At 34.4% G+C, this 25503-nt stretch carries 24 protein-coding genes; 13 read left to right on the forward strand and 11 right to left on the reverse strand.

Features of this window, described 5'->3' with window-relative positions; translation table 11 throughout:
- Nucleotides 1-589 precede the first annotated feature (589 nt).
- Nucleotides 590-1777 carry a GAF domain-containing sensor histidine kinase gene (locus tag BLT95_RS05075; RefSeq protein ID WP_089665047.1) on the forward strand — a complete coding sequence of 396 codons (1188 nt, stop codon included), beginning with the start codon at nt 590-592 and terminating at the stop codon, nt 1775-1777.
- A 149-nt stretch (nt 1778-1926) separates the two neighbouring features.
- On the opposite strand, the gene BLT95_RS05080 is transcribed toward BLT95_RS05075, so the two are convergent.
- Entirely contained in the window at nt 1927-2283 is a 357-nt protein-coding gene (locus BLT95_RS05080; protein WP_089665048.1) for a winged helix-turn-helix transcriptional regulator, read from the reverse strand.
- Nucleotides 2284-2379: 96 nt separating this feature from the next.
- On the opposite strand from BLT95_RS05080, the gene BLT95_RS05085 reads away from it, so the two are divergent.
- From BLT95_RS05085 to BLT95_RS05100, 4 genes are all read left to right on the forward strand, one after another.
- Nucleotides 2380-3366, forward strand: a complete 987-nt coding sequence (locus tag BLT95_RS05085) for a zinc-dependent alcohol dehydrogenase family protein (protein ID WP_089665049.1) — start codon at nt 2380-2382, stop codon at nt 3364-3366.
- A 10-nt stretch (nt 3367-3376) separates the two neighbouring features.
- Nucleotides 3377-4222: a DUF4437 domain-containing protein gene (locus BLT95_RS05090; protein ID WP_089665050.1), complete on the forward strand. Its 846-nt coding sequence runs from the start codon at nt 3377-3379 to the stop codon at nt 4220-4222.
- A 2-nt stretch (nt 4223-4224) separates the two neighbouring features.
- Entirely contained in the window at nt 4225-5025 is an 801-nt protein-coding gene (locus tag BLT95_RS05095; RefSeq protein ID WP_089665051.1) for an SDR family NAD(P)-dependent oxidoreductase, read from the forward strand.
- A 292-nt stretch (nt 5026-5317) separates the two neighbouring features.
- Complete coding sequence (locus BLT95_RS05100; protein WP_089665052.1) at nt 5318-6247, forward strand: alpha/beta hydrolase-fold protein; 930 nt, start codon at nt 5318-5320, stop codon at nt 6245-6247.
- A gap of 216 nt (nt 6248-6463) precedes the next feature.
- Here BLT95_RS05100 and BLT95_RS05105 read toward each other — a convergent pair whose 3' ends face one another.
- From BLT95_RS05105 to BLT95_RS05120, 4 genes are read right to left on the reverse strand one after another with little or no spacing between them, the layout of a single operon-like run.
- On the reverse strand, nt 6464-6967 hold the full coding sequence (locus BLT95_RS05105) for a hypothetical protein (protein WP_089665053.1): 504 nt from the start codon (nt 6965-6967) through the stop codon (nt 6464-6466).
- Between the two features lie 3 nt (nt 6968-6970).
- Entirely contained in the window at nt 6971-7936 is a 966-nt protein-coding gene (locus BLT95_RS05110) for a helix-turn-helix domain-containing protein (protein ID WP_231896415.1), read from the reverse strand.
- Entirely contained in the window at nt 7899-9005 is a 1107-nt protein-coding gene (locus tag BLT95_RS05115) for an MBL fold metallo-hydrolase (RefSeq protein ID WP_089666853.1), read from the reverse strand. The genes BLT95_RS05110 and BLT95_RS05115 overlap by 38 nt, the downstream gene beginning before the upstream one ends.
- An 8-nt stretch (nt 9006-9013) precedes the next feature.
- On the reverse strand, nt 9014-9964 hold the full coding sequence (locus tag BLT95_RS05120; RefSeq protein ID WP_089665054.1) for an SDR family oxidoreductase: 951 nt from the start codon (nt 9962-9964) through the stop codon (nt 9014-9016).
- A gap of 393 nt (nt 9965-10357) precedes the next feature.
- On the opposite strand from BLT95_RS05120, the gene BLT95_RS05125 reads away from it, so the two are divergent.
- The 3 genes from BLT95_RS05125 (at nt 10358) to BLT95_RS05135 (ending at nt 12686) form a co-directional block, all read left to right on the forward strand.
- On the forward strand, nt 10358-10834 hold the full coding sequence (locus BLT95_RS05125; RefSeq protein WP_089665055.1) for a cupin domain-containing protein: 477 nt from the start codon (nt 10358-10360) through the stop codon (nt 10832-10834).
- Nucleotides 10835-11168: 334 nt separating this feature from the next.
- Nucleotides 11169-11519 (forward strand): DUF2200 domain-containing protein, encoded by a 351-nt coding sequence (locus tag BLT95_RS05130; RefSeq protein WP_089665056.1) that lies wholly within the window; start codon nt 11169-11171, stop codon nt 11517-11519.
- Between the two features lie 195 nt (nt 11520-11714).
- Nucleotides 11715-12686, forward strand: coding sequence for a proline iminopeptidase-family hydrolase (locus tag BLT95_RS05135; RefSeq protein WP_089665057.1), 972 nt, complete (start codon nt 11715-11717; stop codon nt 12684-12686).
- Here BLT95_RS05135 and BLT95_RS05140 read toward each other — a convergent pair whose 3' ends face one another.
- Both BLT95_RS05140 and katG read right to left on the reverse strand, forming a co-directional pair.
- The gene (locus BLT95_RS05140) at nt 12687-14156 is read right to left on the reverse strand and encodes an aminopeptidase P N-terminal domain-containing protein (RefSeq protein WP_089665058.1); all 1470 of its coding nucleotides are present in this window, start codon (nt 14154-14156) and stop codon (nt 12687-12689) included.
- Nucleotides 14157-14323: 167 nt separating this feature from the next.
- Nucleotides 14324-16585: a catalase/peroxidase HPI gene (katG, locus tag BLT95_RS05145; RefSeq protein ID WP_089665059.1), complete on the reverse strand. Its 2262-nt coding sequence runs from the start codon at nt 16583-16585 to the stop codon at nt 14324-14326.
- 355 nt (nt 16586-16940) lie between these two features.
- On the opposite strand from katG, the gene BLT95_RS05150 reads away from it, so the two are divergent.
- From BLT95_RS05150 to BLT95_RS05160, 3 genes are all read left to right on the forward strand, one after another.
- Nucleotides 16941-17312 (forward strand): glyoxalase superfamily protein, encoded by a 372-nt coding sequence (locus tag BLT95_RS05150; protein ID WP_089665060.1) that lies wholly within the window; start codon nt 16941-16943, stop codon nt 17310-17312.
- A 379-nt stretch (nt 17313-17691) separates the two neighbouring features.
- A complete protein-coding gene (locus BLT95_RS05155) occupies nt 17692-18216 on the forward strand; it encodes a GNAT family N-acetyltransferase (protein WP_089665061.1) in 525 nt (174 codons plus the stop codon).
- A gap of 296 nt (nt 18217-18512) precedes the next feature.
- On the forward strand, nt 18513-18956 hold the full coding sequence (locus BLT95_RS05160; RefSeq protein WP_089665062.1) for a hypothetical protein: 444 nt from the start codon (nt 18513-18515) through the stop codon (nt 18954-18956).
- 134 nt (nt 18957-19090) lie between these two features.
- On the opposite strand, the gene BLT95_RS05165 is transcribed toward BLT95_RS05160, so the two are convergent.
- Entirely contained in the window at nt 19091-19876 is a 786-nt protein-coding gene (locus BLT95_RS05165; RefSeq protein ID WP_089665063.1) for a hypothetical protein, read from the reverse strand.
- Between the two features lie 236 nt (nt 19877-20112).
- Here BLT95_RS05165 and BLT95_RS05170 point away from each other — a divergent pair, with 236 nt between their 5' ends.
- Both BLT95_RS05170 and BLT95_RS05175 read left to right on the forward strand, forming a co-directional pair.
- Nucleotides 20113-20550 (forward strand): VOC family protein, encoded by a 438-nt coding sequence (locus tag BLT95_RS05170; RefSeq protein ID WP_089665064.1) that lies wholly within the window; start codon nt 20113-20115, stop codon nt 20548-20550.
- 182 nt (nt 20551-20732) lie between these two features.
- Nucleotides 20733-20939, forward strand: a complete 207-nt coding sequence (locus BLT95_RS05175; protein WP_089665065.1) for a hypothetical protein — start codon at nt 20733-20735, stop codon at nt 20937-20939.
- A 127-nt stretch (nt 20940-21066) separates the two neighbouring features.
- On the opposite strand, the gene BLT95_RS14390 is transcribed toward BLT95_RS05175, so the two are convergent.
- The 3 genes from BLT95_RS14390 to BLT95_RS05190 all read right to left on the reverse strand — a co-directional run bounded on the left by BLT95_RS14390 (nt 21067) and on the right by BLT95_RS05190 (nt 24787).
- On the reverse strand, nt 21067-21237 hold the full coding sequence (locus BLT95_RS14390) for a hypothetical protein (RefSeq protein ID WP_172822568.1): 171 nt from the start codon (nt 21235-21237) through the stop codon (nt 21067-21069).
- A gap of 715 nt (nt 21238-21952) precedes the next feature.
- Nucleotides 21953-23968: a PAS domain-containing hybrid sensor histidine kinase/response regulator gene (locus tag BLT95_RS05185; RefSeq protein WP_089665067.1), complete on the reverse strand. Its 2016-nt coding sequence runs from the start codon at nt 23966-23968 to the stop codon at nt 21953-21955.
- The gene (locus tag BLT95_RS05190) at nt 23969-24787 is read right to left on the reverse strand and encodes an alpha/beta hydrolase (RefSeq protein ID WP_089665068.1); all 819 of its coding nucleotides are present in this window, start codon (nt 24785-24787) and stop codon (nt 23969-23971) included.
- Between the last annotated feature and the right edge of the window lie 716 nt (nt 24788-25503).

Below are 25503 nucleotides of genomic sequence, written 5' to 3' on the forward strand. Positions count from 1 at the left end.
TCGCTGCTAATTTCAGAAAAAGAAAAAACAACAAGATTACAATTCATGGAGGATCATTATTTGACTATTACTTTGTATTGAATAGATACGATAAAGGAAGTATTAGAAGAAATTTAATTCTTTTAGAATATCTAAATGGTATCCTCAAGATAATTGAATCAAATGACGAAAACCCAAATTTGGAAATAATAGGTACTACTTATATACTAAACGAGAGAACGGCGAATAAAATTGGCTTCAAGGTGCAAAAAACGAATACAACTCAACTTATCATCCTAATTCTAAATTATCCAAATCTAGTTTCCACGAAATCTTTTGCTCACAAAAAAGTATCCTTTCCAAACCTAAAAAATATTAAAACATATAAGTCTAGCATCAAAGAATTAACTGAAAATAAGCAGAGAATTAATAAAATTAGAAATACAATACAAAGTACTATTTAATCGAAAATGTGTGTTTTTTGAAACCAGGAAAGAAAATGATTAATCCGACAAGTCCGCGTCCCTACTCTGCGAATTTAAAATAACCGAAACCGTTACCTCTCATTTTATGAAATAGTTTCGTATTTTTAAGCGAAAGAAACTACTAAATGAACAACAATTTAAGTATTGATCTTCAGGAAGATGTACAAAACATTTCTCAAATTTCTTCCATTCCTTCAATGCTGAATGTAATTTGTCGCACTACCGGAATGAGATTCGCAGCCGTTGCAAGGGTTACAGACAAAAAATGGGTGACATGTTTATCTCAGGATGAAATCGATTTCGGACTTAAACCGGGAGATGAATTAGAATTACAAACAACTATTTGTAATGAAATTCGGCAACATACAGAGCCTGTCGTCATTGACAATGTTCCAGAAAATAAGAAATATTGTAATCACCATACGCCAGCAAAATACGGGTTTAAAAGCTATATTTCTTTTCCTATTTTCCGTAAAGATGGAAGCTTCTTCGGTACTTTATGTGCAATAGACCCAGAGCCTGCAAAACTGGAAAATCAACAAACCTATGAATTATTCCAGCTTTATACAGAATTAATATCTTTTCATTTAGAAACTATTGAGGAATTAAAGAATACAAATCAAACTCTTCTAGAAGAGAAAAAGAATGCAAAACTGAGGGAAACCTTCATTGCTATTCTTGGTCACGATCTTCGAAATCCATTAACCACTACAAGATTATGTTCAGACATTCTTTTGAAAATGGAAATAGATGATAATGCTAAAAAATATGTTGGCACCATAAAATCAACATCTTTAAGAATGCAAGAGTTAATTGATAATGTCTTAGATTTTGCCAAAGGTGAATTAGGAGAAGGCATTTCTCTGGTTTTCACAGAAGATAATGACAAACTGAAAAAAGAACTGAAGCAGATAATTAAAGAAACTGAAACAACAGATTTATCTCATAAAATAGTTTCTTCAATAGATTTAGATCATCCAGTTAAATGCGATAGTAATAGAATAGGGCAATTGTTTTCGAATTTGCTTAGCAATGCGGTTAAACATGGACACGATTCCACACCAATTTATATTAATTCTACTACAACCAAAGAGCAGTTCATTCTAGAAGTGATTAATTCTTCAGATACTATTCCATCGGATATTTTGAATGATATTTTTAAGCCATTTACATCAATTAGTTCCGTAAATAATGTAAATGGACTTGGTTTAGGTTTGTATATAGCTTCAGAAATCGCTAAAGCACACAATGGTAAGATAGATGTTATTTCAGATAATAATAAAACTACTTTTAAATTTAGGATGCCTATATAAGCCTATCGGTAAAATTAATTGCTTAGAGAAAGCAGCAATTGCCGGAATAGACTGAATATCTAACGGGAATACTATAAACTTTCAATGAATTCTGTAATGCTTACTCCGTCGACAAGTCTTGAATAAAACTTAAGACAAGGAATGTATGATCAGTCAGAATAATTTACAGCCACAAAATCCCCCCAATCGGCAATAGATTGAATCAAAGGAATTAAGGTTCCACCAAAGTCTGTTAAGGAATATTCTACTTTTAGAGGTGGCTTTGAAGTATAGACCTTGCGTTTAATCAATCCGTCTTCCTCCAGTGCCTTTAATTGCAAGCTTAAAGTTCTTTCGGTAACAGTAGGCATTTCTTTTCTTAACTCATTATATCGAAGCGTTTTATTAATTAAATGATATAAAATTACCGTTTTCCATTTGCCACCAATAATTCCCATGGTCAGGCTTGCACAACAAGGGTACTCACTACCTTTAAACTTCAATTTTTTAGGCTCTTTTGCTTCCATAAAACTATACTATCCTTTTTGACCGTTATTGCAAAGATAGATAACTATACATAAGTTTGCAACTATAAAAAGTATAGTAATTAAAATAAGTATATTATGAAAGCAATGTTATTGAAAAAGTATGGGGAAAATTCAAAATTTGAACCAGGACAGGTTGAAAAACCATCTTTAGATGAGAATCAGGTTTTAATTAAAATTTCAGCATCCAGTGTTAACACTGTAGATACAATGATAAAAAATATGGGAGAAGATCTTCCCTTTTCACCTGAACCTCCGGCTATTCTGGGAATGGACTTTGCCGGTACTGTTGAGTCAGTTGGCAAAAATGTATCCAACTTTTCTATTGGAGATGAAGTTTATGGGTGTGCAGGTGGTCTGGGAGATTTACAGGGAACTTTAGCTGAATATATTGCGGCTGACAGCAGATTGATTGCTCATAAACCTAAGAATATTACAATGCGTGAAGCAGCCGCCATACCTTTAGTAGGTATTACAGCTTACGAAGGTCTAACTCGTGCAAATGTTCAAAAAGGAAATAGTGTATTGGTGCATGGCGGTGCTGGAGGTGTTGGTCACTTAGCAGTTCAATTAGCCAGACATTTTGGAGCAAAAGTTTCAGCAACAGGTAGTGGCGAAAAGCAGATGAAAATTATTCAGGGCTATGGTGCGACCTCCATTGATTATACCACAGAAGATGTTGAATCCTACGTGAAAAAACATACAGATGGAAATGGTTTTGATGTTGTGTTTGATACTGTTGGCGGTGAAAACCTGAAAAATTCATTCGAAGCAGCGGCCTTGAACGCACAAATTTCTACAACAGTTTCATTACTGGAACTTGATCTATCACCGGTTCATTTTAAAGGTTTAACGCTTCATGTGGTGTTTATGCTCATTCCAATGATACATAATTTTAAAAGAGAGAATCACGGTAAAATCTTAAGCGAATTGACTAAAATCATAGAAGCTGGAGCAGTAAAGCCTTTACTTGATGAACAAAAATTTTCAATGGAAGAGGTTGGAGAAGCTTACGCACATCTTACAAGCGGAAAAGCTACAGGAAAAGTGGTGGTGGAAAACTAAATAATTAGATATGAACTTAAGACTAGTACGAATCCCTATTATCTTTTCATTATTGTTGTTGGGTTCCTGCAACCAAACTGAAAACGATACCCTTGGAAAGTTAGAAAACCCTACAAACAAGGTCGTATTAAGTTCAGAAATTGAGTGGGAAAAACTTAACCCGGCGAGAGGAGATGATAGTCCGCAGGCTGGTACCATTTGGGGTAACAGGAATGGTACCGAACCTACCGGGTTTTTGGCAAAGTTTGCAGATGGTTTCTCCTCACCTCCACATATTCATAATGTAACTTACAGGGCAGTAGTCATCAAAGGATCTATCCATAATGACGATCCAAATGCTTCAACTATGTGGATGAAACCGGGAAGTTTCTGGACCCAACCCGTTGGTGAATCCCATATCACCTCAGCAAAAGGGGAAGAAAATATAGCACTTGTTGAAATTGATCATGGGCCTTATTTAGTAAAACCTATTGAAGAAGCATATGACAATGGTGAACGCCCGGTTAATATAGATGCTACCAATATTGTTTGGCTGGGAAGCGACAAATCAACCTGGATCGATTCCAAAAGTGACACGCAATTAAGTTTTCTATGGGAAAGTAAGGAGAATCAGGGTATTTTTATAAAATTTCCAACTTCTTACACTGGTAAATTGGAAAGTAACGGAAGTGTTCTGCATGCTGTAATTATACAAGGAGAATTAAATTATGAAATGCCCCAAAGTCAGGAACAAAAACTTCTGGACGCAGGTAGTTATTTCAGCTCGACTGATAAGGCAATTCATAGAATTTCGAATTTAACTAAAGAAGATGTCGTTGTATACATAAGAACCAATGGACAGATTAAAATTCAGTAAAGATGAAAACAATATTTATTACAGGAAGCACAGACGGCATTGGTAAAATGACTGCGATTAAACTGGCAAAAGATGGACATGAAATATTACTTCACGGAAGAAATGAAGAAAAGTTACAAAAGTCTGTTTCTGAAGTAAAAGAACTTTCCAGTAATGACAACATACGGGGTTTTATGGCAGACTTTTCAAATTTCAGAAGTATTGAAAGTTTAATTGCTGAAATTTCCGAGGAGATTGCATCAATTGATGTACTCATCAATAACGCAGGCATCTATAAAAGCCCTGTTGAAACCACTCAGGATAGTTTAGATATACGTTTTGCCGTCAATTATTTTGCTCCGTATCTTTTAACTAATGGACTTGTACCTATACTGAATAAAGGCGACTTTCCTCGCGTGATCAATCTGAGTTCAGCGGCACAGGCTACAGTTTCCCTGAAAGCACTTGAGGGAAATGAAACCTTATCTATGCAGGAAGCCTATGCTCAAAGTAAATTAGCCCTGACCATGTGGAGTTTCAATTTTGCCGAAACCCATCCGGAAATAACGACTATTGCAGTAAATCCTGGTTCTCTGTTAAATACGAAAATGGTCAAAGAAACCTTTGGTCATCACTGGTCCCCGGCAGATAAGGGGGCTTCTATCCTATATGAAATTGCTTTATCTGAAATGTATAGAACAAGCAGCGGCAAGTATTACGATAACGACCAGGGTGCTTTTAATGAGGCTCATAAGGATGCGTATGACCGGAAAAAGATTGCAATCTTATTAGCTACAACAAAAAACAAACTAGATAATAATTGAAGTTAATCATACTATGTTTGCTTCACTATCTAATTTTGGAATATGATTGCAACTATAAGTAATTATTCAGTTTTTAAACAGGAGTAAATAAATAAAGCCGGCAACTGAAACTTAGAAAATTTTGAATTTGCTTAATTGAATTAAAACTTAAACTATTAGATCTTTAATAAAATAATGAGTTGCCAGTAAACTATCGCAGCTTAAAATTAAATAGAAAAGTACTAATTTTAGCTAGAGGATAATCTAAAATACTTAAGCCGAGAGAACTGCAATTATATAAAACTTCAAGTATATGATTTTAAAAATTAATCTATTTCTATTTATAGCTTTCACTTCAACCATAATTGCACAAAATTCTTTGCCTCAGGTTAGCAAAGGCAAAATTGAAAGAATTGAGAATTTTCAATCTAAATACGTCACAGCAAGAAATGTCGATGTTTGGTTGCCGGAAAAATACAACCCTGACACCAAATATGCTGTTCTATATATGCATGATGGACAAATGTTATATGATGCTGAAAATTCCTGGAACAAACAAGCCTGGAACGTTGAGGAAGCAGCTTCAAAATTACTTGAATCAGATTCTATAATGCAATTTATAATAGTTGGGATCTGGAATGGTGGAAGTACAAGACACGCCGACTACTTTCCGCAGAAACCTTTCGAATCTCTTTCTAAGGTGGAAAAAGATACCGTTTCAAATCAGTTGAAAAATTCACATGTTAATATTGATAATGGATTCAAACCCGAATCTGACAATTATTTAAGATTTATTGTTGAAGAATTAAAACCTCATATAGATCAAAACTTTTCAGTTCATTCCGATATGCAACATACTTTTATTGCTGGAAGTAGTATGGGAGGGCTGATATCTATGTATACCATATGTGAATATCCAAACATTTTCGGAGGAGCAGCCTGTCTATCTACACATTGGACTGGTACTTTTACACCAAATAACAACCCGGTTCCGCAATCATTTTTGAGGTATTTAGAGCAGAATTTGCCGAATCCCCAAAATCACAAAATTTATTTTGATACCGGAGATCAAACTCTGGATAGTTTATACCCAGCTATTCAAAGACGAGTAGATAACATTTTAATTAAAAATGGATTTGACTCTGGTAATTGGAAGACCGAATATTTTCCAGGAGAAGATCATAGTGAGAATGCCTGGTCAAAACGAATTCACCTGCCGTTGGAATTTTTACTGAAAAAATAACTTTTAGCAAAAGAGTTCACCCCTAAATATCAGAGTTAATCGGAATGGTGTAATTGTGAAACTCAGCACAAATTATAAATTCCCTCAAATCGACAACCTCGCTCCAGCAACTAAAGATTACAGAACATAACAGTTATATAGAGTGATGAGCAACTAAATATATAATTCAATTTAAAGAATTTCAAACTGTATTAATCTTATCACTAATTGTAAATTTTATCTAGATTCATTTATAGATTTCAATTCGTTATGGTAGGCCTCAATTCTTGCATGTGCAGTTCCATCGACTAATAAGATTACTATTAACATTGCAATGGTAGTTATACCAATTGCCCGCCAGGTTGGAGTATCAATAAATAGAATTACCAAAGCTGCAATAATAATTAGAATGGGAATTACCTTAAATACAACCGTGTATTCCTTTAAAGTACTTTCGGAACGTTCAATTTCAGACTGGTAAAAGGCAGGTGTGTCCTTATTGAATGCTTTTTCAAATTGAACAATTCTTGATTTGTTGGTGTAGAATAATCCCAGGCCTATTGTCATAAGTAATAAACCTGCAACCAGGGTGGGTATGATATAGGCTTTTGCCAGATCTGATTTTCCCAACTGCCAGAACCCAATACTTGCGATTAAAAATAAAATGGCAAAAAGTATAAAAAATCGTGTTGAAAAAACTTCAGCTTTTGCCCATTCTGTGGCTAATTTTAAAAGTTCCATATTTTAATTTAGATTATATTTTTCTCTGTATTCGGTGGGGCTGATTCCCTCTTTTTTCTTGAACAACCTCGAAAAATAAGGTGGATATTCAAAGCCTAATTCATAAGCAACTTCTGAAATACTTTTATCTGGTTGCAATAATATATGCTTGGCTTCTTCGATGATATATAAGTGTAAATGCTCGGTGGTAGTCTTACCCGTTTCTTTTTTCAGTGTATCACTTAAGTATCGTTGTGAAACCATCATCTTACCTGCGATTTGCTCTATACTGGGAATGCCCTTTTCCTGGAGTTGCCTTGATTCGAAGAATTTGGATACATGTGTTTTGAACTTTTCTAACAAATCGTTTGATAGTTCTTTTCTGTTCAAAAACTGTCTTTCATAGAAACGGTTGGCATATTTAAGCAACGTGTCTAATTGAGAAATTATGATTTCCTTGCTAAATTCATCCTGGTTATTTTGGTATTCGATGTCGATATTTTCTACAATCGATTCTACCTGCTTTTCCTCTTTGGGAGAAAGGTGCAACGCCTCATTAACCGAATACGAAAAAAAACTATATTTTTTTATTTGCTGAGCTAACTCTGTTCCTTTCAAAAAGTCTTCGTGGAAGTTTATTGAAAATCCTTTTCGCTCAAAAACCACACTATCATCCCATTGTAAGACTTGCCCTGGTGCGATGAAAATTAATGCGCCATTCGTGAAATCATATTTAGTTCGACCATAATTTAAATTACCATCTACATATTTCTTAAAACTAATAGAATAGCAATCGTTGGTTATTGGTGGTGAGCTTTCTCGCGGACAGGGTAAGTAGCCATCACCTTTAGAGTTGAATACACTCAGCATTGGATGCTCCGGGCGTGGCAATCCTAAATAATCCAGATACGAGGATAAGGTTTTAAAATGCTTCATTTTCTCTAATAATTTATTAATTCCACCAATGTCTAAATTGCTGTATACTATCATTTAAATTGACCTGTTCGCCAATCATTGGTGTTATTATTCTTATATTTTTCTGATTCTTTTTTTCTGTTATTTTTTTTAATGGCTCATCCCAATCGTGATTGGCTAATGTGAATTTTCCCGAATGCACAGGTAGAACAGCTTTGGCTTTTAAATCTATTGCCGCCTTTAATTGTTCTCCCGGTAACATATGAATGTATTTCCATTTCTCATCATATTGTCCATTTTCTAATACTGCCAAATCAAAAGGCCCGAATTTATTACCAATTTCACTGAAATGAGTGTCGTATCCACTGTCTCCTCCAAGGTATATAGTAGTGTTTGGTGTTTTCAGCACAAATGAAGCCCAAAGTGTTTTTGCACGTGTAAACCCTCTGCCAGAAAAATGTCTGGCTGGTGTTATGTATACTTCAAATCCATTTTCAAAAGAAAATTTATCATACCAATCTCCTTCTAAAATTATTTCTGGATCAAATCCCCAATGTTCCAAGTGAGCTCCATTGGCTAGTCCCGTGATTACATTCTTAATTTTTGGTTTTAATTTTTTCAGCGTTTTATAGTCCATATGATCCCAATGGTCGTGCGATAAAAACAAATAATCTATTTCTGGAATATCTTCTGTTGCATAAACATCAGTTCCCTCATAGGCTTTGGTTGTAAAAAAGAGAGGCGATGCGTTACCGCTCAACACAGGGTCCACCAATATTTTTTTGCCATCTAATTGTATAAAGTATGAAGAATGGCCCATCCAAATTAACACATTTTCATCTGGATCAAGTCTTTTTAAATCAGTCTTAATCGAAGGGATTTTTACCGAAGGTTCTTTAGGCTTTGAGGAGAAAAGGAATTCATACATTACTTTACTATAACCAACACCCTCAGTAAGCATTGGAGTTTCATTCAAGTTTTTAAAACTCCCATTGTTGTAATTAGATGACTGTTCTAATTTAATTAAACGCTCACCAGATGGGTGCTTACCAAAGCGTTCTGTGTTTAAGAATACAAATGTTCCAGCTCCAATGGTTATGATGATAATAAGTAATCCGAGCATTATTTTTTTTATTATACGCATGGTTAAATTTAAATATTCCAAACCACACCTGTTTCTTTTTCTGAAAGCTCCCAAAGTCTGTTAGCTACTGCTTTATCTTTTGCATGTGACTCTAATTTATGCTCTCCAACTGGTCCTGTCCAATTATTTCTTCCTGTTGGCCCATAAAAACCACTTTGGTCTAAATTTGCTTCTGTCGCACACATCAATTGTGGATAAGCACCTTTTTCCGCTGATTGTACCATTGGAGACAATTTCATAAGTTGCCAAACAAAACGAGTCATTAAACTACTACTTGTTTTAATCAATGAAGTACTGGAAGCACCTGGATGACAGGCATAAGCATTTACATTAGACTTCCCTGCTTTCTTTAAGCGGTCTTGCAATTCATAAACACACATAATTTGAGCCAATTTACTTTGGCTATATATACCATTGGGGCTGTAGTTTTTATCCCAGTTCATATCATCAAACTGTATGGTTTTAATTCCTAAGTTATAACCCATACTGCCTACCACCACTATTCGCCCTTTGGATTTTTCAATCAGCGGAAACAATAAAGCTTGAAGAGTGAAATTTCCGAAGTGATTTGTACCCATCTGACTTTCCCATCCATCTACTGTAAGCATTTGTTTAGGTACTTGAGCAATAGCAGCGTTACAGATAAGTGCATCGATTCTAGAAACTGTTTTAAGAACTTCTTCTGCTGCGTTTTTTACGGATGCCTGTTCTGCTAAATCCATTTTTATGGAAAATACCTCAATATCATTTCCGAGTTCCTGTTTTAAAGTTTTAATAGTTGTTTCTGATTTTTTTGGATTTCTATTAAGCATTACAACCTTTCCTCCTTTTGATAACAATATTTTTGCTGCTTCAAATCCTGTTCCGCTTGTAGTACCTGTTATGACGTATGTTTTACCATTCAGGTTTCCAATACTATCAGGTGTCCAACCTTTTTTACCAAATTGATTTGTTTTCATCCTGTCTATTTTAAAACGATTAAAATTATAGGACAAAGGTAGGGTGCAAGTAAGCTTAACTTCTTATACAAATTTTCGAATGTTATATACATTTTGGTTTATGTAGAAAGTGTCGAAATCATTAAATAGTTAATATGAATAATACATCCCCCTTCAAAATATACAATCAATTTTACTATTTGATCAAAATTTTAAAATGTGTTACTACTGTGTATAATATCCGTTCATCGAAAATAACGGGTTTTATATAAAAAGTGTAATTTTGGAAACCAGGAACCAAAAGAGTTAATCCTGCAAGCCGGCGGCTCTACTCCCGCAACTTGCCTTTACTAAGTCCTGGTACGCAAGCGTTGAACCTGGAATGAACATAAAAATTAATTAAAAAAGTATAGTATGAAAAATTCAATTTTGACACTGATAATTTTAGCTCCTTTATGTCTATTTGCTCAAAGTTCTGATTATAACGTTTCTTCATATCATACTGAAGGTAAAAAAGCACCAAATACTCATTACATTGGAGAAGCCTGGTTAAATCCTATAATTCATGATGACGCCGAATTGGGCTATAACATAACAAAAGCTACTTTTAAAGCTAATTCTACCTTAGATTGGCATAAACACAGTTCTGTCCAGGTTTTAATAATTGTAGATGGCGAAGCCTATTATCAAGAAAGAGGAAAAAAACCCATTATTCTTAAAGAAGGAGAAGTAATAAGATGTGAAAAAGATACTGAGCATTGGCATTCATCAACAAAAGAAAATGACGTAACATATTTAGCTTTATATAATGGTGAACAACCAACAATCTGGACAGAAGTACTTACGCAAGAGTACTATGACAATGTTCCTAAACTCTTAAAAAAAGATTAGTTAGCACTTAAATAAATAAGGAATTAAAATTAATTATTTGTGATAATACTAGCGTACAAGAACGCTTCGCAAATAACGGGTATGGACGACAAAGAGTAATTTTAGAAATTCAGAAAGAACAAAATGAACACTGCCAAAAAAAATCCTGAAAAAAGGTAGTTCACGATCTCAAACTGCTCATCATTATTCAGCAACATTTCGCAAAGAATAGGTAACTTCTACTCTACCATTTAATGATTTCAAAAAATGACACTATTCGATTGACATTTTATAAATTGAACTTTCCAAAATATGCACTAACAAACCTCATCTCCGAAATTAAAATATACACTATATGGAAAATTCAAGAGTATTTAAAATGTCATTTGCGAGCGTCTATCCGCACTATATTCATAAAGCAGAAAAGAAGGGACGTACTAGGGATGAAGTAGATATGATCATTCGATGGCTTACAGGATATAGTCAAAGCTTATTACAGCAACAAATAGATCAAAATATTGATTTTGAAACATTTTTTGAACAGGCGCCTCAAATAAACCCAAATGTTTCGAAAATTACTGGCGTAATATGTGGTTACCGTGTTGAGGAAATTCAAAATGATCTCATGCAAAAGATCAGATACCTGGACAAGTTAATCGATGAATTAGCAAGAGGAAAATCTATGGAAAAGATCTTAAGGAAATAGAAAGTTTCAAATGAATTTTATCTATTTCCGATTTTCTCTGTTTAATCTAAAAATGTTACTCTCTTAACTTTAATAAAAATTTTATCTTTCTTTATAAGATCAGGCTTAATTTACTTGCATAGACATATTAAGTTCTAAAAATTACAACTGAATTTAATTATCTTGGGCCAAAGACGACATTTAAAATCCTGCCATATGAATTTAGGCCTTAAAAGAAGTAGTTTTCATATATTATATATAGTTTCCATCTTCCTTTTATATAGTTGTGACAATAGTAAAGACAGTAAAATTGTGGAAGGAGAAGGTTATGTAGAAGTTACTGGAGGCAAAGTTTGGTATAGAATTAATGGAAAGACAGATCATATCCCTGTTTTATTATTACACGGGGGGCCGGGATCTTCCAGTTATGGTTTTGAACCTTATAAGAAATTAAGCGATGACCGCCCTGTAATTTTTTATGATCAGCTGGGAAGTGGAAGATCAGACAGGATTAGTGATACCACGCTTATGACTGTGAAAAGATATGTAGAGGAGGTAGAAATGCTACGAAAAGATCTAAACCTGGAAAAAGTTTATTTACACGGCCAATCATGGGGTACAGCATTAGGATTAGAATATTATCTGAAATATCCTGAGTACGTTGAAGGAATTATTTTTAGCAGTCCGTATTTCAGCACTAAACAGTGGATCAAAGATGCGAACAAACTTGTAGAAACATTACCAGATTCTATTCAGAGAATTATACGAACCAACGAAGAGAATCAAAGTTTTAGCAATCCTGAATATAAAGATGCCGTGACCTTGTTTTATAGTAATTTTTTAAGGCGAAAGGAACGTTCGCAGGCAAAAAAGGATACGGCGGGGATCTATTTTGGCACCAATGTATATGAATATATGTGGGGACCCAGTGAATTTACCGCAACGGGAACACTCCTGAATTATGACAGAATTGATAAACTTTCAGAAGTTAAAGTTCCTGTTCTGTTTATTACCGGAGAGTATGATGAGGCAAGACCATCTACAGTGAAATATTATCAAAGCCTTGTTCCCAACGCTAAATTTGTAGAAATAAGAAATTCCGGGCATGCTACCTTAAATGATAATCCTGAAGAGGCACTTTCAGCAATCAAAAAATTCCTTGATGCTACAGATAAAAATAAGGAATGATTAATCCAATTCAGGAAGACTTAGTTTATCAAATATTGATGATTTTTTCATCATAGCTTCAATCTCTTCTGCTCTTCTAGGTGCTTCCGAAGAAAGATTAACAGGTCCGTTTTCTGTAATAAGAATATCATCCTCTATTCTAACTGCTATTCCCCACCATTTTTCATCGCAATCACTACCTTCCGGAATATAGATTCCCGGTTCTACAGTAATAACCATATTAGGCTGAAAACTTCCCCTGGTATTAAGATCATGCACGTCCAGGCCAATATGATGGGAAGTTCCATGAGGAAAGTATCTATGCTGCTCATCTGGAGACGAAATAATCCCTAATTCATATAGCCCTTTATTAATAATATCAAGCCCGGCCTTGTGGGTATCTGAAGAATTATTCCCAACTACCGCGGCCGCGATCCCCGCCTCCTGGGCCTCATATACAAGATCATAAATTGCTTTCTGCTCAGCATTATATTTTCCATTTGCAGGAATCGTTCTGGTAACATCTGCGGTATAACCGTGATATTCTGCTCCCAGGTCCATTAATACAAGATCCTGCTCCAGTTTCGTTTTATTATTTTCAATATAATGCAACACGCAGCCATTGTTTCCAGCTCCTACAATAGAAGGATAACCTTCATATTCGCTCCCATATTTTTTAAATACATATTCATGTATACCTTGCACTTCAGTTTCAGACATTCCCGGATGCATGGCCTTCATTACTTCTATCTGTCCCATTGCTGAAATTCGAACGGCCTTTTTCAAGAGTTTCATTTCCTCAGGCGATTTTATTTGTCTTAGCTCTCCCATATAAGTGTAAAGACTTTCGGTATCGACGTTCACATCTTTTTTCGCAGCTATTTCCTGTTTCACTTCCAGCCCGAGAGGATCGTTGTTTTGTTGAATTGATTTAATATTTACCTTATTTTTAAAAGATTGCACCAAACTGGCAAGATCTGCCGGATCTCTGGAATCACGATAATCATTGGTAAAAGGTTTATGCAATACGCTCTCAAATTCAGAAAAATTAATGGCATTATTCAAGAAGTCCTTTCCGTTGAAAACTCTGTTAAAACCAAGCTCATTTATAGCTCCTTCCACCCCCAGGCGATAGCCCGTCCACATTTCTGCCTGTGGATTCTTTTCCTGCACATATAATACCTCATCATATTTTTTAGCATCTTCACTTACTTGCTCTTCAGAAAAGATCACAAGAACGGCATGGGGTTCCTTATAACCTGTGAGATAATAAAAATCGGGATCCTGATGGTACACATAATCTACATCATTGGCCCTGTTCCTAACCGGATTGGCGAAAAATACCGCGACAGAATTAGCCGGCATTTTAGCTCTCAAAGCCTCTCTCCTTCCCTGATGAAATTCTGAAGAAAGATAGTCTTGTGAAGTGCCATCCTGAGCAATTATACAAATACTGAATATTAAGAAACTGAAGATCAATAGATTTTTCATGCCAGACAGATTTAGACTGCAAATTAATCAATTCTACTGTCTTAACCCGGATGAACACAATGCAAAATAGCAAGGCTTTATTCTGAAAAAAAAGGTGGTCGATGACCACCTTTTTGAATACAATAAGTAATTTTTAACTATAATAAATGGCGTTAAGCCTAAGGGAATTAATTTGATGATTTCAGATCAAATCTATCCAGATTCATCACCTTATCCCATGCCTTTACGAAGTCTTTAACAAATTTAACTTCCGCATCATCTGTTGCATACACTTCAGCGATAGCTCTTAGTTCAGAATTAGATCCAAAGATAAGGTCAGCACGTGTACCTGTCCATTTTACATCTCCGTTAAGCCTATCACGGCCTTCAAACTCTGTTTCAGAGTCAGAAGTCTCTTTCCATGTAAGTCCCATTTCCAGAATATTCTTAAAGAAATCGTTTGAAAGCTTTCCGCGGCGATCTGTAAAAACTCCTTTGTTAGATCCATCAAAATTAGTACCCAGAGCTCTCATTCCTCCTACAAGAACCGTCATTTCAGGTGCTGTTAAAGTTAACAACTGAGCGCGGTCTACCAGTAACTCCTCGGCAGAAGCAGAGATATTATCTCTATTACCAAAATAGTTTCTAAAACCGTCTGCATTGGGTTCTAAAGGTTCAAACGCTTCCACATCTGTTTGTTCCTGTGTAGCATCTGTTCTTCCCGGTATGAAAGGTACATTAACTGTATGACCTGCATCTTTCGCTGCTTTCTCGACTCCAGCACATCCTGCTAGAACTATAAGATCTGCGATAGAAATCCTTTTATTTCCAGATTGTGATTCATTAAAATCAGCTTGAATACCTTCCAGCGTTTCAATTACCCTGCCCAGTTGCTTAGGGTTATTAACTTCCCAACCTTTCTGGGGAGCAAGCCGAATCCTGGCACCATTGGCTCCGCCCCGCTTATCAGATCCCCGAAATGTTGATGCAGAAGCCCAGGCAGTAGATACCAGTTCTGAAACCGATAATCCAGTTTCCAGAATTTTATTTTTTAAATTCTCAATATCAGCATCATTCACCAATTCATGATCTACTTTAGGAACAGGATCCTGCCAGAGTAATTCCTCCTGTGGAACCTCGGGTCCAAGATAGCGCTCTATTGGTCCCATATCACGATGCGTTAGTTTAAACCATGCACGCGAGTAGGCATCAGCAAACTCTTCAGGATTTTCATGGAAATGTCTGGATATCTTTTCATATTCAGGATCCATTTTCAGGGATAGATCTGTAGTAAGCATAAATGGCGCATGCTTTTTATCTGGGTCATGGGCATCGGGTACCGTACCGGCCCCCTCATTATTCTTCGGCTGCCATTGATAAGCACCTCCAGGTCCCTTGATACATTCCCAGTCATATTTGAAAAGATTATCAAAGTATTTGTTACTCCATTGCGTGGGAGTATCTGTCCACGCTCCTTCAATTCCACTTGTAATAGTATCAGCTCCTTTACCTGTACCAAAAGTATTCTTCCATCCCATACCCATTTCGCTAATTCCGGCAGCGGCAGGTTCAGCATCAACGTATTTTTCAGCATCGGCAGCTCCATGTGTTTTTCCAAAGGTATGTCCTCCGGCAATAAGCGCCACGGTTTCGTAATCGTTCATTGCCATACGTCCAAAAGTCTCCCGAATATAGGAAGCTGATTCTACCGGGTCTGGATTGCCATTATGTCCTTCAGGATTTACATAGATTAGTCCCATATGAGCAGCACCTAATGGATTCTCTAATTCTTCTCCGGCATAACGCTCATCATTGTTTAACCATTCAGTTTCAGCTCCCCAATAAACATCCTGTGCAGGTTCCCATACATCTTTTCTACCTCCGGCAAAACCAAACATCTTTAAACCCATCGATTCATGAGCACAATTCCCTGCCAGAATCAACAAATCTGCCCATGATAATTTCTTACCATACTTTTTCTTTACAGGCCAGAGTAAAAGTCTCGCTTTGTCCAGGTTTGCATTATCTGGCCAGCTGTTTAACGGAGCAAATCGTTGCTGACCTGAACCAGCGCCGCCTCTCCCATCACCTATTCTATAAGTCCCTGCACTGTGCCAGGCCATACGTATAAAAAACGGACCATAATGACCATAATCTGCGGGCCACCAATCCTGTGAATTAGTCATAAGATCATAAAGGTCCTGTTTAACGGCCTTTAAATCCAGACTTTTGAATTCTTCTGCGTAATCAAAATCTTCATCCATAGGATCTGTCAATACTGAATTCTGGCGAAGAATATTTAGGTTTAGTTGATTTGGCCACCAGTCCCGATTTGAAGTTCCTTTACCAGCTGTATAATTTAGAGCTCCTCCCATAAAAGGACACTTACTGGATTCATTTACCTCCCATACTTTATGATTGTCTTTGTTATTTGAATTATTATTTCCCATTATTTAAGTGATTTTTATACGTTTAAAAATTAGGTGTGAGCTCTAATTTACAAATTTCATTGCTATAATTTTTATCTATAATTTTTATGGAATCATAGAATATTTATATTTTCTTATCTCAGGACTATCCTTGAACAATATAAATTTCCATTTGAAAAATTTATAAGAACTGTCTTTTAATTCTGCTAATTTGAATAAAAATGGAGCTCTTTTTAAAAATACCTCAGCCCGGTTTCAATTTTTATTTACTGATTATCAGTTTTTTAAGTATCTTACAGTAACTGAAAAGTTTTATAAAAGAGAATATATTTCTCTATATCAGCATCCATAGCAACATTATATCAAAAATTACAAAATGTCAAATTCAGATAATTTCTCTCATTCCGCAGCAATATTTCCGGTAGGAAACCTAGAGCTTTCCTTAGATTTTTATACTAAAAAATTAGGTTTTGAAAAGACTTTTGAATGGGGAGAACCCGTCTATTATGCAGTAGTAAAAAGAGGCGGTGTTGGAATTCATCTAACTAAACGTTCTGACGGTGGCCGACCTTCCCGCTACCACCGTGCACTTTACATCTTCGTAAATGATATTGATAAGTTAAATAAGGATTGTAAAAATAAGAACGTACGCATTGTAAATGATCTGGAGCAAAGGGATTATAAAATGAGAGATTTTGACATTGAAGATCCAGATGGCTTTATCATAACATTTGGTAAAGGAGAATAAGCTTAAACTATTTTAGTCCAACCATTGTTTAGGGATTTTTAAAATTTCTAGATCATATCGTTTAGTTCTAAGACTATGTGAAGGTATGTATCTTCTCCGCATGTAGATATGGAAAGCTAATGCAATCTTCCGCTCTAAAAACAAATTCTGAAAATCATTAATATGGACTTCAAAACCTCCATATAAACTGAATACATTTATATTACCATAATTTTCAAAATATTATTTTGCTCCGCTGCACTATAGCATTATCGGGAAATTCATTGCGAAAGTTCAATTTGTAAATTTTATGGACGTTGAATAAAATATGATGTAAAAACAATAAAATTCATTAGCTAAACGATACTTTTGATCTATAAATTTATTTTTCGAACCCTAAATGAGTAAAAGCAATTTAAAAATAAGATTAGCAAAACCTCAGGAATTTGAAGAAATAGGAAAACTTATGGTTAAGGTCTATTCACAATTAGACGGATTTCCTTCCCAAACTGAACAACCTGAATATTATAAGATGCTTTTAAATATTGGTGATCTCACTAAAAAACCCCATACCGATCTTATCGTTGCAATTTCAGAAGAAAATGAAGTCATGGCTGCTGTGGTATATTTTAATGACATGAGTGTATATGGCTCTGGAGGTACCGCTACAAAAGAGAAAAATTCATCAGGTTTCAGATTATTGGCTGTAGATCCAAGATTTCGAGGAAAAGGGCTCGGGAAAAAGCTTAGCCAGGTTTGTATTGATAAAGCCAGAAAAGATGGCAATGAGCAGGTTATTATTCATTCTACCAAATTTATGCAGGTTGCCTGGAAGATCTATAAAGAACTAGGTTTTAAAAGATCTGAAGATTTAGATTTCTGGCAGGGACAGTTACCTGTTTTTGGTTTTCGATTTAAACTTTAATACTAAGTTACTAGTATGTGTTCATAACTACGAACTAATCTTTGATCTAAAAATGTAGTCTCAGGCTCATTCTGGTGTTTTTCATAAGTGCCTGAAAATAAACTTATAGCACCATGTTTATAAAAAAATAATTATTTCATTATATAAATTTCTTGAGGAAAATTCTTAACTTAAGACTGGAATTTTTTGTTTCTTAAAACTACTCATAGCGCTCTATTAACCTTTATCGGTGGTATTTACTCGATTGTCTTCAATACAATCTCCCAAAGGCCTTATCATCATTTCAAAAGATCATCATGAATACCAGAATTTCTAATGACTATGGGTGGGAGTCTCCACATTTAATGCATACGTATTCAAATGTATGGGATTCAAAACTAAATTTTATTTCTAAAGAAGTTGAATTCCTGAAAAATTTACTTCACCAGAATGTATATTCAATTGTAGGCTCTGAACTTTCTAGAGAGGCAGAAAAATTTATACAGGAATTAGGTGAATTAAAAATAGAAATGTCCAGTTTAATTGAGCTTATTCACGATCATAAAAACAAACTAAAGATATTGTTCAGTGACTTAAAAAATACCGAACAAAGTTGGGCATATAAGCACGAGCATAGAAAACTTATGATCAAAATGCACGAGTTTGATAGTAAATATCAGAATTTAAAGAAGTCTGTCTTTCGTACGATCAAGAAAGCTTTAAAACACCACAAGCAAAAGTTTCTTCCTGAAAAAAGTTAAAACGTTTTGTTTGAAAACTGGCCTGATGCTTTTATATTGGGATTGTCTTTTATTTCTCGTTTACTGTTCCCAATGAGGAAAATTAAAAAAGAGTCAAGTTTGATAATCGCTTAAAAAAAGGATTTGAATTAAGTTTATTGCTTCCGTACCATTTTGGTTAGCGTAGCCAGATATACCCATTTCATATCTCTTGTTTTCAAACCATCAGCCATCTTCTTTTCCATATCTGGCACCATATCGTCTTCAAAACTCATTGAGTTTATATATTGTTCCCAATTGTCAAACATATTAACCGTTATGTGAGATGCAAATACTTCTGTTCCTTGCGGCAAAAGTACTTTTAATAAGCGCCAGTCACCTTTTGTACCGTTATCTACCATCTTTTGATGCAGGGGTTTAAAAATATCTGTTTCTGCTTTTTCATAAGCTTCATAATTCCCATCCCTGGCATTCATTAAATCCAGAGTAGCAACCATACCTGGTTTCATTTGATAATCTATATTAATTCCGTCTGCAATCTTTAAAAATAATCTTACAGCAAGGTCCCTGGATCCTCCTGCCAGATTCACCCGATTTTCTATTTCTTCATCACTAAGATCTGGATATGCCATTTTCGCACTTTCCAAAATTCCAGCACTTGCATTCATCATTTTTAAAGGATCATCAAAAACTGTCACCGTTAAATATTGATATCCCTGATCTTCCCCTCCAGGAAGTAACTGCCAGAGGTCCCATCCAGCGATATCCCCGCTAGCTACTCTTTGTTCATGAATTTTTTCCCAAAAATCCTCGGTTTCTACATAAAACTGCTCCTGATCGTTATCTACTTTCATAAATTCAAAGGTCATGTAGATTTCTTCCTGGGCAGAACTTAAACTGCAAAACACCAATAGTAACATTAAAATTAGTATACGTTTCATAATTTTTAGTTTTATATGACACATTATTTATAAAGATACCAAATAATGTATAAACATTTGATATTCAGTATTTTGATAAAATAATTTTCTTTTTAAATATTCTTAAAAATGCCGGCTATATCCTCGATTTTAAATTTGAATACTTTAAAATTTTAGCTAAATTTAGGTATCGCTTGTAAGAAATGTATTCAGAATTTAAAAGCCTGAAATTTAACCGAATCAAATAATTGAATATTATGAGTCTCGCTCTTAATACTTATTTAACCTTCAACGGAAATTGTGATGAAGCTTTCAGTTTCTACAGATCTGTTTTTGGAGGGGAATTTAAAATGAAAAGCAGCTTTGGAGAAATGCCTCAGGATAGTGATATGCCTGAAGTAAAGGAGGAGGAAAAAGATCTCATTATGCATATATCCCTTTTCATAGGCGAAAACAACGTTTTGATGGGTAGTGACACTGGTGGCGAATGGGGCAAACATTTTAAAGAAGGAAATAATTTTTCAATCTCTATAAGTACCGACACGAAGCAGGAAGCAGATCACATATTTAAAGAATTATCGGCTGGAGGAAAAAAAACAATGTCCATGGATCAAACTTTCTGGGGTTCTTATTTTGGGATGTTAACCGATAAATTTAATATTCAATGGATGGTAAGTTTTGATATGAAGAAATAGGTTATATTCAGGATAAATTACTTTATTGTTATTGATGAAAACAAAATTGCATCACATTCACAGCTTGAAGTAAGCATATTTAGTAGATATTAAAATGAATATTTATAAAATTATAGATTTTTGTTATTCTTTTTATATGTTTATAGTAAAAAGCTATATTATCTTTAACCCAAAAATAAGACATGGGAAGACCTTCCACTAAACCAAAAGATCTAAGGGACGGATATTATATTGAAGTCCGGAATAAGAATAAAAAAAATGGTGTCAAAATTCGTAGAGACACTAAAGAACAGCTTTTACTTGCAATTGAAGAATATAAAGAGAGTAAGGATGTTGTTGTTTTAGGGAAATCTAAGAATGGAAAAATGACGGAGATTCCAGATCTTTAGTCCCAGATGCGTTCACCATTTAATCGTTTATTTTCATAAATATTGAGTAGAGAAATCTTAATCTCTCAATATTTACGAATTGTTGTACACTTATCTCACACGACTCAAACTAAAACAACTTAGGTTTTCAGAGGTAGGATGCAATGCGAGGAAGACTGGTGGAGGCTCTAAATGTAAAACTTAAAGGCTCTGTATATAATACATTTTCAATTCTATCCATCATAGTATCGGCAGAAGTTTTACCCTGTTCCATACCATTTTTAGAAACAAATGTAATATTGGAAGAATTCATTTCCATTATACTTCCCTGATTTAGGCATACTACTTCAGGTAACACTGAAAGTGAATTTTCTTTTGATCTGATATGGTTTTCAATTTCAGTTTGTATCAAATCTTTGGGAATCAAATTAATTTAAATTAATCTGATTCTAATTTTTTTTAATGCAAAAAGTTTAGACCGCTTCCTTCTGTAACTACTGTTGTCCTATCTTGTATATAAAAAAGCTTATTAAGTTCGTAAAACAACAAAAGTGATACTTTCGTATCACTTTTGTTATAATTGTCGGGATGACAGGACGCTTTAAAGGCTCCGGAACCGCCGGTATTTATATGGTTTCACGTAATCGTCACTTTAAAAACTCACGATTAACTCACAATATCAATAGAACGTATTGAAGTAATTTGATACTTCTGTACTCTTCAAATTTATATAAAAGTTTAATGATATAAAGAATTTTTAAACGGATTTCCGATTTTCAAATACCTTTTTCATAAAGCCACGCATAGATATTAAGTTTTTTTATATTCTAACCAAATGGTTATCTTCGAAAAAACCAGGATATGGGGCTTTTAATTTTTGCAGGGATTTGTATCGTAATAGCTGTTATTGCGTTAACAGTTTTATATCGCCAATTTAAAAATTGATTCACTATTAATTTCCTACTCCTTTAATCGGCGTACGATTCTCCTGAACAAAATTTTATTTTTTATTGTATCTAATGAAAATGAATCGTTTACGATTTATTTGGTTCATTAAAAATCAAAACTTTTGGGTCTATTTCCTTTAAACCTAATATTATCTTATTAAATTCCGCAATAGTTTCCTCTATTTTGGCCTTGATTTCCGGTTGAGAAATGCTTTTATCATCGAAATAATTTTGACATTCTCTAAGCAAATATATGAGGCGATCTGATTGAATGTAATATGTGGACATGGTACTTTTATGAATTAACTCTGAAATTTTCTCACTGTCTGTTAGTTCTACAGCCTGGACAAAATCATCCAGATAATCTTCAAAAGCTTTTGAAGTATTACTAATAAACTTTTTTAAAAACTCAGGCTTCCTATTTGCCATCTTCACCAAGCGTGTCAGGTTAAAAGGTTTTTGAGAGAACTCCAGATTATTATTGAAATTATCGCCATCATCATTGGACTCGTAATTTTTAAAATTCTTTTTCCTTTTACCTGGCGTTATAATATAATTGGAAATGACCATATGCAAGTCTCCCGGCCCAAAAGGCTTACTTATAAAATCATCTATTCTAGCGCGATCTAGTTGAGATTGAATATTTTCTCTACTAGTAGCAGATAAAGCTAATATTATTGGCTGTTTATCTAGATCTAGATTCCGAATGGTAGATGCAGCTTCAAAACCATCAATCACAGGCATATGAATATCCATTAGAACTATATCATAACTATTTAATTTTATGGCTTCAATAGCCTGTTGTCCATTGTTAGCGGTATCATATTTAATTTTCCAATCATTCAAATATTCCGAGATAACAAAAATATTTATGGGATTATCTTCTACTATTAAAATTTTAGCTTGACCTAGTTTCTGCTTTTTATTTTCATTTTCATCAATTTCTTTTTTTTCTTGTTTTGATCCTTTATATCGCTCATAATTGACAGTAAAAAAGAATTCCGACCCACGACCTAGTAAGCTCTTCACCTTAATTTCACTCCCATGTAATTGTAAAATTTTCCGAGAAATGCTTAGACCAAGGCCTGTTCCCATTGGCTCACCGTTTATCTGATTATCTGCTTGTGAAAATTCTTCAAAGATACTTTCTATCTTATTTTTTGGAATACCTGTACCCGTATCTTGTATGTTAAACTTAAGTTTGAGCTGATTTTTATGAAAGCTTTCAAGGTCAAGAATTACTTTAACAAAACCCTCACAGGTAAATTTTATAGCATTTCCCACGAGGTTCGTTAAAACCTGATTAAGTTTAATCGGATCTCCTACAATATAATTAGGGATATTATTATCAACCTGGGTTAAGAGTTGAATACCCTTTTCTTTGCATCTTATTTCAAAAGTATGTGTAATGCTGTTTACTAACGTACGAATAGCGAAGGGTTTCTTTTCAAGCAGGACAGATTGTGCTTCCAGTTTGCTTAGATCAAGTAAATTGTTTACAAGTCCTAGAAGATTCTGAGAAGATAACCTCAAGATATCCACATATTCTTTCTGTTTTGAATTAAGAGGAGTCTTTGCTAAAAGATTTCCAATTCCAAGTATTCCATTTAGGGGAGTTCGAATTTCATGGCTTATGGTTGCCAGGAATTGGGCTTTCTCCTTGGCACTCTTTTCCGCCCTTACTTTTGCATTGAATAATTCCTGTTCGTATTTCGTGCGATCTGAAATGTCAAAAACTGAAGCTCTGTATCTATTTTCTTCAACCTTAGAACCCTTTATTTCTTTTACATTTATGAGAGCTGCAAAAGAAGACTTATCTTTTTTTTGAATTTCGAAATTGATTTCATTGGCAAACCCCTGCATCCTGATTAAAGGAAAAAAATGAGTTTCGAAAAATAGTCTACTCCCCATTTTGAAAAATTCAAATATTTTCTTTTTTCCTAAAATCTCCTCTCTTTGATATCCTAGCCATTCTAACAGAGTTTGATTCATATTATATATGGTCCCATCATTTGTAAAAGAAACATAGCCACAAGGAGCATCATGATATAACTCTTCTGCAGTTTCAAAAAATACTGTTTTATGATTTTTATTATTACTCATTTATTCTTCTGCTTGCAGATATTGTTTAATAGCTTTAACTGTTTGCTTAGGAGCACTTAAGTTTGGACAATGACCTGCAGCATCTATAATTTCTAAGGTACTGGTCGGGATTTGACTATAAACATATTGAGCCACCTCTAATGATGCGATAACGTCTTCTTTGCATTGAATTATTAGGGTGGGTATGTGAAGCTTTGACAAATCATCTCGATTGTCCGATAAAAAAGTAACTCGTGCAAAGTGCTTGGCAATGTCAGGATTAGCTTGACAAAAACTATTTGTTAATTCTTCTCCTAATTCTGGTTTTTCCGGATTTCCCATTATAGCTGGAGCCATTGTCGCCGCCCAGCCTAAATAATTTTTATCTAATGTACTTAATAAATCATCTATGTCTTCCTGATTAAACCCTCCTCGATATCCATTCTTATTGATATAACATGGAGATGGACCAATCATGATTAATTTGCTAAATAATCCTGGTTCCTTATTAGCCGCCAATAAAGCGATCATAGCGCTCACTGAATGCCCTACGATTATCACCTCTTTTAAATTAAAAACCTTACATATTTCAAGGATATCATCCGCATAGCCCTGAAGATTGCTATATTTTTGTTTACTATAATAGGATTCATCTGAATATCCTGCTCCTACATGATCCATTAAAATGACTTTGTAGTCCTCCAAAAAATCAGGAATTACAAATCTCCACATATTTTGGTCGCAACCATAACCGTGAACGAATAGAATAGCCTGTTCTCCATTTCCCTGAATGGTGATATTATTTCGTTTTAAAACCTTAGTTTTATCAATTGAAGTCATAGTAGCTAAAAAATTGTTTTAGGTAATAAAGATAAGGATTTAACCTGGCTTAATTTTAATACGATAAATAGTACACCGTACTTGAAAAATTTTAAAAAAATGCTGTTGGATTAAAACTTAATTGATTGATTATTGCTAAAATAAAAAAATCATTTACTTTTTTTACCCTGAGCATTTTCCCTTTTTTCATCTAGAAAAACCTTTCTAAGTAATGGAGTCATTATAATACCATTTACTTCTTTCAGAGCCTTCACATTCCCTTTTTTAGCCAAACATATTTATAGATTTGGCATCGGAAAAAGGGGTTATAAATAGATGCAATCGGTTTTATGCACCCCACCGATTCCAAATCTATTCCTTTGGCCAAAAAAAGAATGTGATCTGAACAGTTAGGCAATTTTATTCAATGGATCCAGTCGGAAAAAGCATTTATTTCTTGTATTCCTGATCACAATAATCCATAAACACAGAGTTAGTTGAATTAAGAATTTTCATTAAAAATTTTATTTTTTAGTAAAAAAATTACTGATTTTACTGGGTTGCGAGCATTTTTTACTAAAAAAGTTTTTTCTAAAATTTTAAAAATTTAAAATTTCATATCATTTGACTTCAAAACAACCTAAAAATTAGGGGAAATCAATAATAACATCGCGTAGCGTGTTATCCTCTTGCTTTCCCTATATTCCTATTATCTTATTTATTATCAGACCGTCTAC

It is taken from the genome of Gramella sp. MAR_2010_147 (assembly GCF_900105135.1).
Classification (GTDB): domain Bacteria; phylum Bacteroidota; class Bacteroidia; order Flavobacteriales; family Flavobacteriaceae; genus Christiangramia.

Excerpts from the sequence above, each read along its gene's own strand:
- BLT95_RS05130 (WP_089665056.1), top strand. The coding sequence starts at position 11,169 with ATGGAAAATTCAAGAGTATTTAAAATGTCATTTGCGAGCGTCTATCCG.
- BLT95_RS05105 (WP_089665053.1), bottom strand. The coding sequence starts at position 6,967 with ATGGAACTTTTAAAATTAGCCACAGAATGGGCAAAAGCTGAAGTTTTT.
- BLT95_RS05190 (WP_089665068.1), bottom strand. The coding sequence starts at position 24,787 with ATGACTTCAATTGATAAAACTAAGGTTTTAAAACGAAATAATATCACC.
- BLT95_RS14390 (WP_172822568.1), bottom strand. The coding sequence starts at position 21,237 with ATGGAAATGAATTCTTCCAATATTACATTTGTTTCTAAAAATGGTATG.
- BLT95_RS05095 (WP_089665051.1), top strand. The coding sequence starts at position 4,225 with ATGAAAACAATATTTATTACAGGAAGCACAGACGGCATTGGTAAAATG.
- BLT95_RS05080 (WP_089665048.1), bottom strand. The coding sequence starts at position 2,283 with ATGGAAGCAAAAGAGCCTAAAAAATTGAAGTTTAAAGGTAGTGAGTAC.
- BLT95_RS05085 (WP_089665049.1), top strand. The coding sequence starts at position 2,380 with ATGAAAGCAATGTTATTGAAAAAGTATGGGGAAAATTCAAAATTTGAA.
- BLT95_RS05135 (WP_089665057.1), top strand. The coding sequence starts at position 11,715 with ATGAATTTAGGCCTTAAAAGAAGTAGTTTTCATATATTATATATAGTT.
- BLT95_RS05120 (WP_089665054.1), bottom strand. The coding sequence starts at position 9,964 with ATGAAAACAAATCAATTTGGTAAAAAAGGTTGGACACCTGATAGTATT.
- BLT95_RS05175 (WP_089665065.1), top strand. The coding sequence starts at position 20,733 with ATGGGAAGACCTTCCACTAAACCAAAAGATCTAAGGGACGGATATTAT.
- BLT95_RS05125 (WP_089665055.1), top strand. The coding sequence starts at position 10,358 with ATGAAAAATTCAATTTTGACACTGATAATTTTAGCTCCTTTATGTCTA.
- BLT95_RS05155 (WP_089665061.1), top strand. The coding sequence starts at position 17,692 with ATGAGTAAAAGCAATTTAAAAATAAGATTAGCAAAACCTCAGGAATTT.
- BLT95_RS05165 (WP_089665063.1), bottom strand. The coding sequence starts at position 19,876 with ATGAAACGTATACTAATTTTAATGTTACTATTGGTGTTTTGCAGTTTA.
- BLT95_RS05150 (WP_089665060.1), top strand. The coding sequence starts at position 16,941 with ATGTCAAATTCAGATAATTTCTCTCATTCCGCAGCAATATTTCCGGTA.
- BLT95_RS05075 (WP_089665047.1), top strand. The coding sequence starts at position 590 with ATGAACAACAATTTAAGTATTGATCTTCAGGAAGATGTACAAAACATT.
- BLT95_RS05170 (WP_089665064.1), top strand. The coding sequence starts at position 20,113 with ATGAGTCTCGCTCTTAATACTTATTTAACCTTCAACGGAAATTGTGAT.
- BLT95_RS05160 (WP_089665062.1), top strand. The coding sequence starts at position 18,513 with ATGAATACCAGAATTTCTAATGACTATGGGTGGGAGTCTCCACATTTA.
- BLT95_RS05115 (WP_089666853.1), bottom strand. The coding sequence starts at position 9,005 with ATGCGTATAATAAAAAAAATAATGCTCGGATTACTTATTATCATCATA.
- BLT95_RS05100 (WP_089665052.1), top strand. The coding sequence starts at position 5,318 with ATGATTTTAAAAATTAATCTATTTCTATTTATAGCTTTCACTTCAACC.
- katG (WP_089665059.1), bottom strand. The coding sequence starts at position 16,585 with ATGGGAAATAATAATTCAAATAACAAAGACAATCATAAAGTATGGGAG.
- BLT95_RS05140 (WP_089665058.1), bottom strand. The coding sequence starts at position 14,156 with ATGAAAAATCTATTGATCTTCAGTTTCTTAATATTCAGTATTTGTATA.
- BLT95_RS05110 (WP_231896415.1), bottom strand. The coding sequence starts at position 7,936 with ATGATAGTATACAGCAATTTAGACATTGGTGGAATTAATAAATTATTA.
- BLT95_RS05090 (WP_089665050.1), top strand. The coding sequence starts at position 3,377 with ATGAACTTAAGACTAGTACGAATCCCTATTATCTTTTCATTATTGTTG.
- BLT95_RS05185 (WP_089665067.1), bottom strand. The coding sequence starts at position 23,968 with ATGAGTAATAATAAAAATCATAAAACAGTATTTTTTGAAACTGCAGAA.